Source organism: Streptomyces sp. NPDC002776, assembly GCF_053592195.1.
Window position 1 is genome coordinate 1 of the sequence record NZ_JBSFVG010000021.1, and the last position, 15369, is coordinate 15369.

General features: G+C 72.0%; 9 protein-coding genes. All 9 read right to left on the reverse strand.

Going from position 1 to position 15369, the window contains the following annotated elements; translation table 11 throughout:
- Nucleotides 1–68: 68 nt before the first annotated feature.
- Complete coding sequence (locus ACWD11_RS30585) at nt 69–4085, reverse strand: Rne/Rng family ribonuclease (protein ID WP_451286860.1); 4017 nt, start codon at nt 4083–4085, stop codon at nt 69–71.
- Nucleotides 4086–4347: 262 nt separating this feature from the next.
- Nucleotides 4348–5109 (reverse strand): TIGR03936 family radical SAM-associated protein, encoded by a 762-nt coding sequence (locus ACWD11_RS30590; RefSeq protein WP_389416048.1) that lies wholly within the window; start codon nt 5107–5109, stop codon nt 4348–4350.
- A gap of 46 nt (nt 5110–5155) precedes the next feature.
- Nucleotides 5156–6235, reverse strand: a complete 1080-nt coding sequence (locus ACWD11_RS30595) for a hypothetical protein (protein WP_451286862.1) — start codon at nt 6233–6235, stop codon at nt 5156–5158.
- Nucleotides 6236–6372: 137 nt separating this feature from the next.
- Complete coding sequence (locus ACWD11_RS30600; protein ID WP_451286864.1) at nt 6373–8337, reverse strand: TIGR03960 family B12-binding radical SAM protein; 1965 nt, start codon at nt 8335–8337, stop codon at nt 6373–6375.
- An 88-nt stretch (nt 8338–8425) separates the two neighbouring features.
- On the reverse strand, nt 8426–9931 hold the full coding sequence (locus ACWD11_RS30605; protein WP_451286866.1) for a CYTH and CHAD domain-containing protein: 1506 nt from the start codon (nt 9929–9931) through the stop codon (nt 8426–8428).
- A gap of 81 nt (nt 9932–10012) precedes the next feature.
- Nucleotides 10013–11212 carry a rod shape-determining protein RodA gene (gene rodA / locus ACWD11_RS30610; protein ID WP_389416044.1) on the reverse strand — a complete coding sequence of 400 codons (1200 nt, stop codon included), beginning with the start codon at nt 11210–11212 and terminating at the stop codon, nt 10013–10015.
- On the reverse strand, nt 11209–13464 hold the full coding sequence (gene mrdA, locus ACWD11_RS30615; RefSeq protein ID WP_451286868.1) for a penicillin-binding protein 2: 2256 nt from the start codon (nt 13462–13464) through the stop codon (nt 11209–11211). The genes rodA and mrdA overlap by 4 nt, the downstream gene beginning before the upstream one ends.
- Before the next feature lie 122 nt (nt 13465–13586).
- Nucleotides 13587–14264: a rod shape-determining protein MreD gene (mreD, locus tag ACWD11_RS30620; protein ID WP_389416042.1), complete on the reverse strand. Its 678-nt coding sequence runs from the start codon at nt 14262–14264 to the stop codon at nt 13587–13589.
- Nucleotides 14265–14276: 12 nt separating this feature from the next.
- Nucleotides 14277–15227, reverse strand: a complete 951-nt coding sequence (gene mreC, locus ACWD11_RS30625) for a rod shape-determining protein MreC (RefSeq protein WP_389416041.1) — start codon at nt 15225–15227, stop codon at nt 14277–14279.
- Nucleotides 15228–15369: the final 142 nt, after the last annotated feature.

The window sequence follows — 15369 nt, forward strand, 5'->3', positions numbered from 1 at the left end:
CCGCTCCAAACCGGGCCCGGCCCCGGGGTTGGTGCGCCGGTACCCGCGCCCCCCCCACCCCCGAGGGGTCAGTCCTCGTCGGTGGAGGCCGAGACGGAGGGCGGCGTCTGCTGCGCCGCCGCCGCGGTCTTCTTCGACGTCGCCTTCTTGGCGGCCGTGGCGGTCTTGGCCGCCTTCTTGGCCGTCGTCTTCTTGGCCGCCGTCTTCGTGGCCGCGGTCTTCTTGGTGGCGGCCTTCTTGGCCGTCGCCTTCTTCGCCGTCTTGCGCGCCGCGGTCTTCTTGGCCGGGGCGGGCTCCTCCTCAGCCGCCGGGGCCTGCTCGGCCGCCACGGTCTCCGTCGCCGCGGGGACGACCACGACGGCCGCCTCCTCGGACGCGGTGGGCGCGGTGGCCTTGCGGACGGCACGGCGGCGCGGACGGGCCGGGGCGGCGCTCTCGGCGGGCGCCTCGGCGACCGGCACCGGCTCGGGGGCCGGGGCCTCCTCCGCCTTCGGCTCGGGCGCCGTCTCGCTGACGGTCACCACGGCCGCCTCCGCCCCCGCGGGGGAACCGGCGGGCGCGGTCGCCTTACGGGTCGCACGCCGACGCGTACGGCCCTTGGGCGCGGCCTCCTCGGCCGGGGCGGCCGGGGTCTCGACGACCGCGTCCTCCACGGCGGCGGGCGCGGCCTTCGCCTCGGCGGCCGACTCCGGCTGCACCGGACGCTCGACCTCCTCCTCGACGGTCACGTCCTGAGCGGTGGGCGCCTCGGCCTCGAACGCCTCCGCCTTCGGCGCACCGGCCGGGGCCGACGCACGACGGCTCGCCCGGCGCCGGCTGCGGCCGCCGCGGGTGACCGCGGCCTCCGCCTCGGCGACGCTGCTGTACAGCTCCTCGTCCACCGCGAAGGCGGGCTCCGGGAGCGCGACCGGCTCGGCGGCCTCGGCGGCCACCTCGGCGGCGCTCTCCGTCTCCGGCTCCACCGGCTCGACGGCCGCCGCGGTCTCGTGCTCGTGCACGTCGCCGCCCCGCCCGCGCTTCTTGCGCTTGCCGCCGCCACCGGCGGAGGTCGGCTGCTCCATGTGCACGATGACACCGCGGCCGTTGCAGTGGACGCACGTCTCGGAGAACGACTCCAGCAGACCCTGGCCGACCCGCTTGCGGGTCATCTGGACGAGCCCCAGCGAGGTCACCTCGGCGACCTGGTGCTTCGTACGGTCCCGGCCCAGGCACTCCAGCAGGCGCCGCAGCACCAGGTCCCGGTTGGACTCCAGCACCATGTCGATGAAGTCGATCACGATGATGCCGCCGAGGTCGCGCAGCCGGAGCTGACGCACGATCTCCTCGGCCGCCTCCAGGTTGTTCCTGGTGACCGTCTCCTCCAGGTTGCCGCCCTGGCCGGTGAACTTGCCGGTGTTGACATCGACGACGACCATCGCCTCGGTCCGGTCGATCACCAGCGAACCGCCGCTGGGCAGCCAGACCTTGCGGTCCAGCGCCTTGGCGAGCTGCTCGTCGATCCGGTAGGTGGCGAAGACGTCGACCTCGGAGGTCCACCGCTGCAGCCGCTCGGCGAGGTCGGGCGCGACATGCGCGACGTAGCCGTGGATGGTCGACCACGCCTCGTCGCCGCTGACGACGACCTTGGAGAAGTCCTCGTTGAAGATGTCCCGGACGACCCGGACGGTCATGTCCGGCTCGCCGTAGAGCAGCGTCGGGGCGTTGCCGCTCTTGGCCTTCTTCTGGATGTCCTCCCACTGCGCCTGCAGCCGCTCCACGTCACGGCGCAGCTCGTCCTCGCTCGCGCCCTCGGCGGCGGTGCGCACGATGACGCCCGCGTCCTCGGGGACGATCTTCTTGAGGATGGTCTTCAGCCGCGCCCGCTCGGTGTCGGGCAGCTTGCGGCTGATGCCGGTCATGGAGCCCTCGGGGACGTACACGAGGTAGCGGCCCGGCAGGGAGACCTGGCTGGTCAGACGCGCGCCCTTGTGCCCGATCGGGTCCTTGGTGACCTGGACGAGGACGGACTGGCCGGACTTCAGCGCGGACTCGATGCGCCGCGGCCCGTTGGCCATGCCCAGCGCCTCGAAGTTGACCTCACCGGCGTACAGGACGGCGTTGCGCCCCTTGCCGATGTCGATGAACGCGGCCTCCATCGAGGGGAGCACGTTCTGGACCTTGCCCAGGTAGACGTTGCCGACGTACGAGGTCGACTGCTCCTTGTTGACGTAGTGCTCCACGAGCACGTTGTCCTCGAGGACGCCGATCTGCGTACGGTCGCCGTGCTGGCGGACGACCATCACGCGCTCGACGGCCTCGCGGCGGGCCAGGAACTCGGCCTCGGTGATGATCGGGACGCGCCGGCGGCCCTGCTCCCGGCCCTCCCGGCGGCGCTGCTTCTTGGCCTCCAGACGGGTCGAGCCCTTGATGGACTGCACCTCGTCGGACGGCTCGGCCTTGGCCCGCGGCTCGCGCACCTTGACGACGGTGCGCTCCGGGTCGTCGGCGGACGGCTCGGCCTCGGGGGAGGCGTCTCCGGCCCTACGGCGACGGCGGCGCCGGCGACGGCTGCTGGAGCTCGAACCACCGGAGTCGTCACCGCCGTCCTCGGCGTCCTCTTCCTCCTGCTCGGCGGTGTCCTCGGCGTCCTGCGCGGCCTGCGCGGCGACGGCCTCGTCGGAGTCGGCGTCCGCGGAGTCGCCGCCCTCGTCGGAGTCGGCGGACTCACCGCGGCGACGGCGGCGGCCGCCCCGGCGACGGCGGCGGCGCGACCCGGTCTCCTCGGTCTCGTCGCCGTCGACGGAGTCCTCGGCCTCGTCCTCCTCGTCCTCCTCGTCGACGGTCTCGTCGCTGAGGGCCTCGGCGCCGCGCGTCTCGGCGGTCCGGGCCTCGGCGGTACGGGTCTCCGCCTCGTCGGCTGCCGCACCCCGGCGGCGACGACGGCGACGGGCGCCGACCGGCTCCTCCGGGAGCTCCTCGGCCTCTTCGACCTCTTCGACCTCGTCGACCTCTTCGGGCTCGTCCAACGGCCCGGCGGCGGCCGCGGCGGCGGCGCGCTCGGGGGTCTGGAACCTCGGCTCGGTGAAGACGGGCGGCTGGAAGACGGCGACGGCGGGCCGCGCCGGACGACGCGGGGCGTCGGCCTCCTCGGCCTCCTCCTCCACGGCGGGCCGCGCGGGCTCGGAGAACCCGGTGGCGGCCTTGCGGGCGACCCGGCGACGGCGACGCGGGGCGGCGTCCTCGGCGGGCCGGTCGGTCTCGACGGCTTCGACGGTCTCGGCGGGGGTCACGGCCTCGGCCGCCCCGCTCTCCTCGGCAGTGGTCACGGGCGCCTCCACGTTCTCGGGCGCCCCGGCGGGCGCGGACACGCGACGCGTGGCACGCCGGCGGGTACGACGGGGGGCGACGTCCTCGGACGCGTCCGGGGTCACTTCGGCCGGGGCCGGGGCCTGCTCGACCGGGACCTCTTCGGCCGGGGTCTCGGCGATGGGCTCGGTGACCTCGGCGGGCGCGGCCACCTTGCGGGTCGCACGGCGACGCGTACGGGGCTTCGGCTCGGCGTCCTCGGCCGCCGGCACCTCGACGGCCTGCTCGACCGGCGCGGCCTCCACGGGGGCGACGACCTCCGCGGCCTCGGGCGCCCCGGCGGGGGCCGACACCTTGCGGGTGGCACGGCGGCGGGCGCGGCGCGGGGCGGCGTCCTCGACGGCACCGGCGGACGAGGCGGTCTCCACGCTCTCGGTGGCGGGCGCCTGCTCCTCCGCGGAGTTCGTGGCGGGCACGATGGTCTCGGCCGCCTCGGCGGGCGTGGCTGCCCCGGCGGGCGCGGACGCCCGGCGCACCACACGGCGACGCGTACGGCCGGCGGGGGCCTCCTCGACGACGGCGGCCGGGGCCTCGGCCTCGGCGGTCTCCGCAGTCACCGCGACCACGGTCTCCTCGGCCTCGGCCTCGGTCTTCTCGACCTCGGTCGCGGGTCCGGCGGACGCCTTGCCGACGGGGGGACCCGCCGGCCGGGAAGCGGCCCGGCGCCGACGACGCGGCGGCAGGGTGTCGCTGGGGGTATTCGGTTCGGAACCCTCTGTGGGTTCGATCGGCTCGAGCATGCGGGCGTTTCTCCCGTCAGGCTCCCGGGCGCCGCGCCTGGTCCGGCGGTGTGCCGGTGACGTCCGCGGCTCGCGTCGTGCGCGACTGCCGCCGTCCGGGGCGCGGGCGCCGCACGGGAGCTCTCTGTGTCCTGTCTCGCCGGTTCCGTACACCGAATGCGTACGGCCTGGCGAAAGTCTTGTGGTCGGTGCGCTGCCCGACCCAGGTGGCTCCCGAGTACGAGGGCGGCGCTTCGACGTCCGTCCCTTCGCGGGACCTTCCTTACGCCGACGCCTTCGCGGTGGCAGCGGATTCGGCCGTTAGGGCCGCCGCCGCCTCGCGGTCGGGCGCGAGCGGGTCGGTCACCGTGCCGCTCTCTGCATCGAACAGCCCCTGCGCCAGCCTGGTCACCGCTGCGGGGACCGGCGGCGCCAGGTCGGCCACGGCGCGGAGACCGGACAGGACGTCGTCGGGTCGTACGGCAGGCGTCACGTGCCGAACAACCAGCCGCAGTATCGCACAGGGCTGGTCGGTCGGCCTATCAGCCGTCGAACTGTGCGTTTCAAGATCTGCGACCGCGGGGCGGGCGTCGAAGGTCCGGACGCCGTTCTTGGTCATGCGCTGGACCTCGACGGACTCGGCGGCCTTGAAGGCGGCGACGGCCTGTTCGGCCTGGGCCGGCTCCACGCCGTCCAGCCGCAGCTCCCACACGGAAGCGGTCAGCCGGTCGGCGAGCCCGGAGGTCCGGGCCTCGACCGCGTCGATGACGTCGAGCCCGGCGGGCAGCGATTCATCGAGCGTCCGCCTGAGCTGCTCAGGGTCCCGCGCCGCGGTGAGCGCGATCTCCAGGTACTCCGCCTCACTGCCCGTGCCGGTGGGTGCGGCATTGGCGTACGACACCTTCGGATGCGGCGTGAACCCCGCCGAGTACGCCATCGGTACGTCGGCACGGCGCAGCGCACGCTCGAAGGCGCGCTGGAAGTCTCGGTGGCTGGTGAACCTCAGGCGGCCGCGCTTGGTGTAGCGCAGTCGGATGCGCTGCACCGCAGGTGCGGGCGGCGGGCCTTCGGGCTGTCGCTTGCCCAGTGTCCTAGTCCTTCGTGAGAGCGGTCGTACTCCTACCAAGAGTACGTGCCTCGGCGCCGAGAGGTTCCCGCCGGGCCACCGCGGCCCGCTCACGGGGCTCCCCGAACACCATCCGCCGGATGTCGGCACGGGCCTGACGCGCGGACTCCCGCGCCGCGGCGAGCGCCTGTCGGCCGATCCGCCCCGCACCGCGCGCGGCCTCGGCACAGGGCCGCAGCACCGCGTCCCGCACGACGTGCCCGACAGGTGTGAGAACCGTCCGGTAGGCCCATCGCACCGGTTCCACGAAGATCCACCGGAAGAGGGTCCCGAGGAACCGTCCGACGGCCGACGAGATCCGCCCGGCCACCCGCCAGGCATGCCCGAGCGCGCCCCAGGTCTCCCGCCCGAGCACGGCGAGCACCCGCCCGACGGGCACCAGCACCCAGCGCCACAGGGCCAGCGCGGGCAGCACGAACAGCACCCGGGTGATCCAGTACAGCGCGAGCCCGATCCCCCGCACGACCCACAGGAAGGCGTGCCCGACCGGCGTGAGCACCCACTGATAGACCCACAGCGCGGGCACGACGAGCAGGTACCGCACCAGCCAGGCGACCGCGGTGTACAACCCGATGCCGAGGGCGGCGAGCCCGGCGCCGATCCCCCGCAGCACCCCCATGCAGCCCTGCCCGATCGGCGTGAGCACGCGCGCGTAGACCCATGCCAGCCCGGCCCAGATCCACCGCCCGGCCCAGGCGAGCGCATGCCCGACCGGGGTCAGCACCCAGCGGTACGTCCAGACGAGCGGTACGACGACGAGCACCTTCCCGAGCCAGGCCAGCCCGCGCCCGAGCGGCACCAGCGCGTACCGCCACAGCCCCACGAAGGGCCACACGAACAGCGCCCGCCCGATCCACAGCAGCGCCCGCCCCGCGGGCCGGAACACGGTGTCGGTCAGGAACCGCCCGGCGACGACCAGCGCGTCCCACACCATGCGCACGGGCACGACCAGCACCAGCACGACGATCCGCACCGGGAGGCGGATCGCCGCGACGAGGCAGCCTTCCGGCTGCCGGGGCTCGGGCAGTGACTTCTGCGGCTCCATACCGCCCAAGACGCCACGGCCCGCGAGGGGGATGCGCCCCGTGGGTTGCGATGCCGTCACAACGCCGGTGCTCCACGAGTCCCCGACGAGCGGCAGAGGGGACGCCCGCCCACCCGCGTCCGCCGCTGCCGCCTGCCTCAGTGCGCGTGCCCGCCAGGCGTCGGCGCCGCGTTCTTGACCGCCAGGGGCAGCAGCTTCTTGCCCGTGGGGCCGATCTGGATGTGGGTGTCCATCTGCGGGCACACCCCGCAGTCGAAGCACGGCGTCCAGCGGCAGTCCTCGACCTCCGTCTCGTCGAGGGCGTCCTGCCAGTCCTCCCAGAGCCAGTCCTTGTCGAGGCCCGAGTCCAGGTGGTCCCAGGGGAGGACTTCCTCGTACGTCTTCTCGCGGGTGGTGTACCAGTCGACGTCCACGCCGAAGGGGGCCAGCGCCTTGTCGGCGCACCGCATCCAGCGGTCGTAGGAGAAGTGCTCGCGCCAGCCGTCGAAGCGGCCGCCGTCGTCGTAGACCGCGCGGATGACCGCGCCGATCCTGCGGTCACCGCGCGAGAGCAGGCCCTCGACGATGCCGGGCTTGCCGTCGTGGTAGCGGAAGCCGATGGAGCGGCCGTACTTCTTGTCGCCGCGGATCTTGTCCCGGAGCTTCTCCAGGCGCGCGTCCGTCTCCTCGGCGGAGAGCTGCGGCGCCCACTGGAAGGGGGTGTGGGGCTTGGGGACGAAGCCGCCGATCGAGACCGTGCAGCGGATGTCGTTCGCCCCCGACACCTCGCGGCCCTTGGCGATCACCTTCGTCGCCATGTCCGCGATCTGCAGGACGTCGTCGTCGGTCTCCGTGGGCAGGCCGCACATGAAGTACAGCTTCACCTGGCGCCAGCCGTTGCCGTACGCCGTCGCGACCGTCCTGATCAGGTCGTCCTCGGAGACCATCTTGTTGATGACCTTGCGGATGCGCTCCGAGCCGCCCTCGGGGGCGAAGGTCAGGCCGGAGCGGCGGCCGTTGCGCGTCAGTTCGTTCGCGAGGTCGATGTTGAAGGCGTCCACGCGGGTGGACGGGAGGGACAGGCCGATCTTGTCCGCCTCGTACCGGTCCGCCAGGCCCTTGGCCACGTCGCCGATCTCGGAGTGGTCCGCGGACGACAGGGACAGCAGGCCGACCTCCTCGAAGCCGGTCGCCTTCAGGCCCTTCTCGACCATCTCGCCGATGCCGGTGATCGACCGCTCGCGCACCGGGCGGGTGATCATGCCCGCCTGACAGAAGCGGCAGCCGCGGGTGCAGCCCCGGAAGATCTCGACCGACATGCGCTCGTGGACCGTCTCCGCCAGCGGCACCAGCGGCTGCTTGGGGTAGGGCCACTCGTCCAGGTCCATCACCGTGTGCTTGGACACCCGCCACGGGACACCCGACTTGTTGGGTACGACACGCGCGATCCGGCCGTCGGGCAGGTACTCCACGTCGTAGAAGGCCGGGATGTACACCCCGCCCGTCTTCGCCAGCCGGAAGAGGACCTCCTCGCGGCCGCCGGGGCGGCCCTCGGCCTTCCACTCGCGGATGATCCGGGTCATGTCGAGCACGGCCTGCTCGCCGTCGCCGATGATCGCGGCGTCGATGAAGTCGGCGATCGGCTCGGGGTTGAAGGCCGCGTGGCCGCCGGCCAGCACGATCGGGTCGTCGACCGTGCGGTCCTTGGACTCCAGCGGGATGCCGGCGAGGTCGAGGGCGGTGAGCATGTTGGTGTAGCCGAGCTCGGTGGAGAAGCTCAGGCCCAGCACGTCGAAGTCGCGCACCGGGCGGTGGCTGTCCACCGTGAACTGCGGGACGCCGTGCTCCCGCATCAGGGCCTCCAGGTCCGGCCAGACGCTGTAGGTGCGCTCGGCGAGGACGCCCTGCTGTTCGTTCAGGACCTCGTAGAGGATCATGACGCCCTGGTTGGGCAATCCGACCTCGTAGGCGTCGGGGTACATGAGCGCCCAGCGGACGTCGCAGCTCTCCCACGGCTTGACCGTGGAGTTGAGCTCTCCGCCCACGTACTGGATCGGCTTCTGCACATGCGGGAGGAGGGCTTCGAGCTGCGGGAACACCGACGCAGCGACTTCGGCAGGCATGTCGCGTACCTTCGTGAGCTGGACTGAACGGACAGGGGTGACCATCTAGCCTAACGCGGCGGTGGACACCCCCCGTCCGTCCGAAGGCTCACAGGGCGTCCGCAGCGTCCTTGTTCCCGGCCCAGAACCCGGGCAGCTCGGCCTCCACGGCCGCCGCCCGTTGCTCCTCGCGCCCGTACAGCAGCCCGTAGGTGAAGGCGCTCTCTCCCCCCGCGTGCGCGACGGCGGACAGCTCGCGCAGGGTCTGGCGGGCCATGACGCTGTCCTGGTGTTCGCCGAGCAGGGTCTGCAGCGCCTTCATGGTCTTGATCAGGGACTTCGCGGAGGCGCCCAGGACGGGCTTGGCGGCCTCCGCCGCGTAGCGGGTGCGCTTGGTCTTCTTGCGGGCGTCGTGTAGGGCGGTGTCCCGGTCGGTGCCGGGGTCGAGTTCCAGGGCCTGCTCGACGAGCGCGGACACCTTCCCGAAGTCCTTCCGCACCGCCTTGCCGAGGACCTTGCCCGGCTTCTTCCCGGCCGCCTGCAGCAGCGGCGGATCCTTGAGCACGCCGTCCAGGGCGTCGAGCAGGGCCAGGTAGCGGCGGGAGTCGAGGATCCCGATCAGCCGGCTGCTCGCCCCGCCCGGCCGCTCCCCCGCCCAGCGGTTCAGCCGCTCGGCGACCGGGCCGTAGACCAGCGCGGAGGGCACCTCGTCGAGAGCGGCCGACAGGCGTTCGGTGAGCACCTCCCGGTCCCGGTCCACGCCCAGCTCGCCGGCCAGCCACTTCAGCTCGTCGGCGATCGGGTCGGTGACGTCCCGGTCCAGGATCGTGCGGAAGGACTTGAAGGTGCTGCGCATCCGGCGGGTGGCGACGCGCATGCTGTGCACGGAGTCCTCGACGTCCCGGCGCACGGCGGGGTCGAGCGCGACGATCGCGTCCCGCTGGGTGCGCAGATAGGCGAGGACGTGATCGCCCGCGGTGACGGGTGCCTCGGAGGTCTTCTCCTTGCGCCGCTTCTTCTTCGGGGCGGTCTCCGCCAGGGCCCGGGCCAGCTTCGAGGCCGCTGCCGAGGGGCGTACCCCGGCCTTGCGCAGCCGCTTGTCGAGCGTGGCGAGGAGGGCGGGGTCGCCGCCGTCGGCGAGCTCGACCTCGATCTCGGTCCACTGGGCGCTCGCCCCGGTCCCGAGGCGTTCGGCGCGTACGGCGTCCACGCTCACCTCGGCGAGCAGCAGGCCGTCGGCGTCGACGAGGTGGCGGAGGTCGCGGTCGGAGCGGAGCCGGACCAGGGGGAGCAGTTCGGTGTCACGGACCCGGGAGCGGACCAGGCCGGTGAGGCTGCCGGGGACGGTGCCGGACAGCGGCGCCTGGATCTCGTCGCGGACGCCGGGGGCGACGGGGAACTTCAGGTGCCAGCCCGCGTCGGTTCCTCCGGTGCGGCGGCGCAGCGTGATGGAGGACGCGGCGAGGCGTTCGTCCTCGGTGTCGTAGTAGGTGGCGTCCAGGTGGGCGACGCCCTTGTCGATGACGGCCGCGACACCGGCGACGCCGGTCAGGTCGGGCAGACCGCTCTCGTCGGACTCGTACTTTCGCTCGATCTCACGCTTGGTGTCCGCCATGACCCGAATCTAATCGGAGTCATGGCGGTACAACAGGGCCACCGGTGTCCAACCCCAGGGAAAACGGGGGGTGACCAGCGGCTATGCGGACATCGGGCGTTGCACCCGGATCGACTGCAGCAGCCCGACCGCCACCCACACCGCGAACATCGACGAGCCGCCGTACGACACGAAGGGCAGCGGCAGACCGGTGACCGGCATGATGCCGAGGGTCATGCCGATGTTCTCGAAGGACTGGAAGGCGAACCAGGCCACGATCCCGGCCGCGACGATGGTGCCGTAGAGCTCGGTCGTCTCGCGGGCGATGCGGCAGGCCCGCCAGATCAGGATGCCGAGCAGGACGATGATGAGCCCGCCGCCGACGAAGCCCAGCTCCTCCCCCGCGACCGTGAAGACGAAGTCGGTCTGCTGCTCGGGCACGAACTGGCCGGTGGTCTGCGAGCCGTTGAAGAGGCCGGACCCGGTCAGTCCGCCGGAACCGATGGCGATCCGGGCCTGGTTGGTGTTGTAGCCGACGCCCGACGGGTCGAGGCTGGGGTTGGCGAAGGCGGCGAAGCGGGCGATCTGGTAGTCGTCCAGGATGTGCAGCTGCCACACCGCGATCCCGCCGATCGCGCCGGCCGACAGCAGGCCGAACACCCAGCGGTTCGAGGCGCCGGAGGCGAGCAGCACGCCCAGCACGATGACGACCATCACCATGACCGAGCCGAGGTCGGGCATCAGCATCACGATCAGCATCGGCACGGCGGCGAGCCCCAGCGCCTGGAGCACCGTGCGATGGTCGGGATAGGGCTTGTCGCCCGCGTCGACTCTGGCGGCGAGCAGCATCGCCATGCCGAGGATGATCGTGACCTTCACGAACTCCGAGGGCTGCAGCGAGAAGCCGGCGCCGAGCGCGATCCAGGAGTGCGCGCCGTTGACCGTGGTGCCGAGCGGGGTGAGCACCAGCAGGATCAGGAACAGCGAGGCGCCGTACAGGATCGGTACCGCGGTGCGCAGGGTGCGGTGGCCGAGCCAGACCGTGCCGATCATCAGCGCGAGGCCGATGCCGGTGTTCAGGATGTGCCGGACCAGGAAGAAGTACGGGTCGCCCTGGTTGATCTCGGTGCGGTTGCGGGTCGCGGAGTAGACCAGGACCGAGCCGATCAGCGACAGCGCGAGCGCCGCGAACAGTATCGGCCAGTCCAGCCGGCGGGCGAGCGAGTCCCGGGCGAACAGCCGGGTCCAGCCCGCCCGCTCGGGGCCGTACCCGGATACCTGGAAGCTGTTGGCGCCGGTCACGTCAGCCTCCTCGGGCCGCGTCGGCGCTGCCGCCGGCGACGCGTCTCACGGTTCTCCGTCGTGGGTGCCCCCACGGTCGCCGCCTGTCCGTCCTCGCCGGGGACGCCTCCCTCGGGGACGCCCTCCTGGCTGGCCCGCTGGTCCTTCGCCGGGTCCTTGGCAACCTTCGGGGAGAGGATCGACCCGTCGGTCTGGATCTTGGGCAGGTTCTTCTGCGGGGTCGGCAGCAGCGCGTTCTTCTTGTTGATGGCGCCGTCGTCGGAGACGCCGTACAGCGCGTCGTAGACGTTGCGGACGGCGGGGCCGGAGGCGCCGGAGCCCGTACCGCCCTGGGAGATCGTCATGACGATGGCGTAGTCCTTGGTGTACGTGGCGAACCAGGACGTCGTCTGCTTGCCGTAGACCTCGGCGGTACCGGTCTTGGCGTGCATCGGGATCTCGTCCTGCGGCCAGCCCTCGAACCGCCAGGCGGCGGTGCCGCGGGTGGCGACGCCGGCCAGGGCCTCGTCCATCTGGGCCAGGGTCTGTTTGCTGACCGGCAGCTTGCCGTGCGCCTTGGGCTCGATCCCGGAGACCTGCTTGCCGTCGGCGCTGACGATGGCCTTGCCGACCGTCGGGTCGTAGAGGGTGCCGCCGTTGGCGATGGCCGCGTAGATGGTGGCCATCTGGATCGGGGTCACCAGGGTGTCGCCCTGGCCGATGGAGTAGTTGATCTCGTCACCGGCGCGCATCTTGTTGCCTTCGAGGCAGTTCTCGTAGGCGATCTTCTCGACGTAGTCGCCGTCCTTCTTGCCGGTCTTGCACCAGGCGTCCTTGTTGGCCTTCCAGTAGGACTGCTTCCACTCGCGGTCGGGGACCCGGCCGGTGACCTCGTTGGGCAGGTCGATGCCGGTCTCCGCGCCGAGACCGAACTGGTGGGCGGCCTTGTAGAAGTAGTCCTTCGGCTTGCCCTTGGGGTTGATGCCGCCGTCCTTCTTCCACTCGCTGTGCGCGAGTTGGTAGTAGACGGTGTCGCAGGAGACCTCCAGGGCGCGGCCGAGGTCGATCGGGCCGTGGTTCTGGGACTCGAAGTTCTTGAAGACCTGTCCGCCGACGGAGTAGGAGCTGGAGCAGTTGTAGCGGCCGTCGAAGTCGTAGCCCGCCTGGACCGCGGCGGCGGTGGAGACCACCTTGAAGATGGAGCCGGGTGCCGCCTGACCCTGTATGGCGCGGTTCAGCAGCGGGTAGTTGGACGCCTTGCCGGTGAGCTGCTTGTAGTCCTTGGCGGAGATGCCGCCCACCCAGGCGTTCGGGTCGTAGGTCGGGTTGGAGGCCATGGCGACGACCCGGCCGGTCTTGGCCTCCATCACCACGATCGCGCCCGCGTCGGCCTTGTAGCGCTCCTGGGTGTTGCGGTCCCACTCCTTGCGGGCCGCCTTCATCGCCTCGTTCAGCTCGTACTCGGCGACCCGCTGGACGCGGGCGTCGATGCTGGTGACGAGGTTGGATCCGGGCTGGGCGGGGTCGGCCTCGGCCTCGCCGATGACCCGGCCGAGCTTGTCGACCTCGTAGCGGGTGACGCCGGCCTTGCCGCGCAGCTCCTTGTCGTACTGGCGCTCGACGCCGGAGCGGCCGACCTGGTCGGACCGGAGGTAGGGCGAGTCGGTGTTCTGCGCCTTGGTGATCTCCTCGTCGGTGACCGGGGAGAGATAGCCGAGGACCTGGGCGGTGTTGGAGCCGCCGGGGCCGGGGTAGCGGCGGACGGCCTGCGGTTCGGCGGTGATGCCGGGGAAGTCCTCGGCGCGCTCGCGGATCTGGAGGGCCTGCCGGGGGGTCGCCTCGGCGGTGACGGGGATCGGCTGGTACGGCGAGCCGTTCCAGCAGGGCTGGGGGGTCTCGGCGTCGCACAGCCGGACCTTCTCCCGCACTTCCTTGGGCGTCATCCCGAGGACACCGGCGAGCTTGGTGAGGACGCCCTTGCCGTCGTCCTTCATCTTCAGCAGTTCGGTGCGGGAGGCGGAGACGACCAGCCGGGTCTCGTTGTCGGCCAGCGGTACGCCGCGGGCGTCCAGGATCGAGCCGCGCACCGCCGGGTCGACGACCTGCTGGACGTGGTTGCCGGAGGCCTCCTCGGCGTACTCGTCGCCTTCCCGGATCTGGAGGTACCACAGCCGCCCGCCGAGGGTGCCGAGGAGGGACAGGACAAGGATCTGGATCACGATGAGCCGGATCTGGACCCGTGGGGTCCGCCCGGTCTCGGGGATGTTGGTCACTGCGGCTGCCGCCCCCTCTCAGTGCGCCGGAGTGTGTGCGCGTACGAATGATGAACGGCCGGCCGGTGAGGCCGCGTTCCGCCTCGGCGAACCCGTTCGGGTGAACTCGAACCCGCGTGCCCTCACAGTCGCTTGACCCCCTTGATGCGGCCGGCGCGGGCGGTGCGCGCCCGCGCCGCCTTCACCCTCAGACCGCCGAGGCCGCCGCGCTGGCCGCCGATGCGCAGTCCGGTGCCGCCGGCGAGCCAGCCGGTGGAGATGTCGGCCTTCGCCGCGGAGTTGGTCTCGACGAGCGGATCGTTGTCCGCGCGCCGCGCCAGGGCCATGATCCCGGGGACCACGAAGGGGGCGAGCAGCAGGTCGTAGAGCAGCGCCGTGAACAGCAGGCTGCCGAGGCCCACATGGCGGGCGGCGGTGTCGCCGACGAGGGCGCCGACCCCGGCGTAGAGCAGCGTGGAGCCGACCGCCGCGGCGGCGACCACGACCATGGGTCCGGTCGCCGATTTCAGCCGGCCGTTGTCCGGCTTGATGAGCCCGGCGAGGTAGCCGATGACGCACAGCACCAGGGCGTAACGGCCGGCCGCGTGGTCGGCGGGCGGGGCGAGGTCGGCGAGGAGTCCGGCGCCGAAGCCGACGAGGGCGCCGCCGACATGGCCGTAGACCATGGCGAGGGCCAGGACCGTCAGCAGGAGCAGGTCGGGGACGGCGCCGGGAAGGTGGAGCCGGGCGAGGACGCTGACCTGGAGCACCAGGGCGACGACGACCAGCGAGGAGGAGAGCAGGATCCGGTTGACGCGCATGGGCTTCAGCTCCTACTGCTCTTCTTGCGGGTACTGGCCGTCGACCGGTGCCTGGGCGGACGGGGTGACCGTCACCGTCACCGTCGGTCTGGGGGTCGGCTTGGGCTTGTCGGGGAGCACCGTGTCGCGCGGGTCCTTCTTCGGGGCCTCGACGACGACGCCGACGATGTCGAGCTTGGTGAAGCTGACGAACGGCGTGACGTAGAGGGTGCGGGTCAGGTCGCCGCCGGAGGGGTCGACGCGGTTGACCACGCCGACCGGGACACCCGGCACGAAGGGCCGGTCGGCCTGCGAGCCGAAGGTGACCAGGCGGTCGCCCTTCTTGATCTGCGCCTTGCCGTTGAGGAGTTCGACGCGCAGCGGGCGGTCGCCCTGTCCCGAGGCGAAGCCGAGTTCGTCGTTGCCCTCCATCCGGGTGCCGACGGTGAAGTCGGGGTCGCTGGCGAGCAGCACGGTCGCGGTGTCGGGGCCGACGGTGGTGACGCGGCCGACCAGGCCGTCGCCGTTGAGGACCGTCATGTCGCGCTTGAGGCCGTCGTTGGCGCCGGCGTCGATGGTGATGGTCCAGGAGAAGCCCTGGGCCGCTCCTATCGCGATGACCTCGGCGCCCTTGATGCCGTACTGGCCCCGGCCCGCGATCTTCATCATCTTGTCGAGCTGCGCGAGTCTGCTGCGGTTGCGGTCGTCGCTGCCGAGCTTCGCCTTGAGAGCGGCGTTCTCCTTCTCCAGCTCGGCGATGCGGTCGTGCCGTTCGCCCGAGTCGCGGATCGCGGAGACCGCGTTGCCGACGGGGTCGACCGCGCTCGAGACGCCGTTCTCGATCGGCCCGAAGACGGTGGCCGCGGTCTGCCGGGCACCGTCGACCGGGGAGTCCTCCCCGCCGCGGATGTCCACCGTGATCAGCGCGAACGCGACGGCGATCAGCAGCACCAGGAGCAGCCGGCTCTCTCGTGTGTCCCTCACGTGCGGCGGCCGTGCCCTTCCTCATAGGAATTCGGGAAGCCCCAGGGAGGCCCGGGGGCTGCTTTTGCGGGAGCTTGTGTCTCTGGATCGACTGTCTCTATATCAACGATCCGCCGCACGAGAGGAGATCGTCTCGTACGGC

What these genes read in the sequence shown, in the direction of transcription:
- mreD (WP_389416042.1), bottom strand. Translation starts at nt 14,264, where the DNA reads ATGCGCGTCAACCGGATCCTGCTCTCCTCCTCGCTGGTCGTCGTCGCC.
- ACWD11_RS30595 (WP_451286862.1), bottom strand. Translation starts at nt 6,235, where the DNA reads ATGGAGCCGCAGAAGTCACTGCCCGAGCCCCGGCAGCCGGAAGGCTGC.
- ACWD11_RS30600 (WP_451286864.1), bottom strand. Translation starts at nt 8,337, where the DNA reads ATGCCTGCCGAAGTCGCTGCGTCGGTGTTCCCGCAGCTCGAAGCCCTC.
- ACWD11_RS30605 (WP_451286866.1), bottom strand. Translation starts at nt 9,931, where the DNA reads ATGGCGGACACCAAGCGTGAGATCGAGCGAAAGTACGAGTCCGACGAG.
- ACWD11_RS30585 (WP_451286860.1), bottom strand. Translation starts at nt 4,085, where the DNA reads ATGCTCGAGCCGATCGAACCCACAGAGGGTTCCGAACCGAATACCCCC.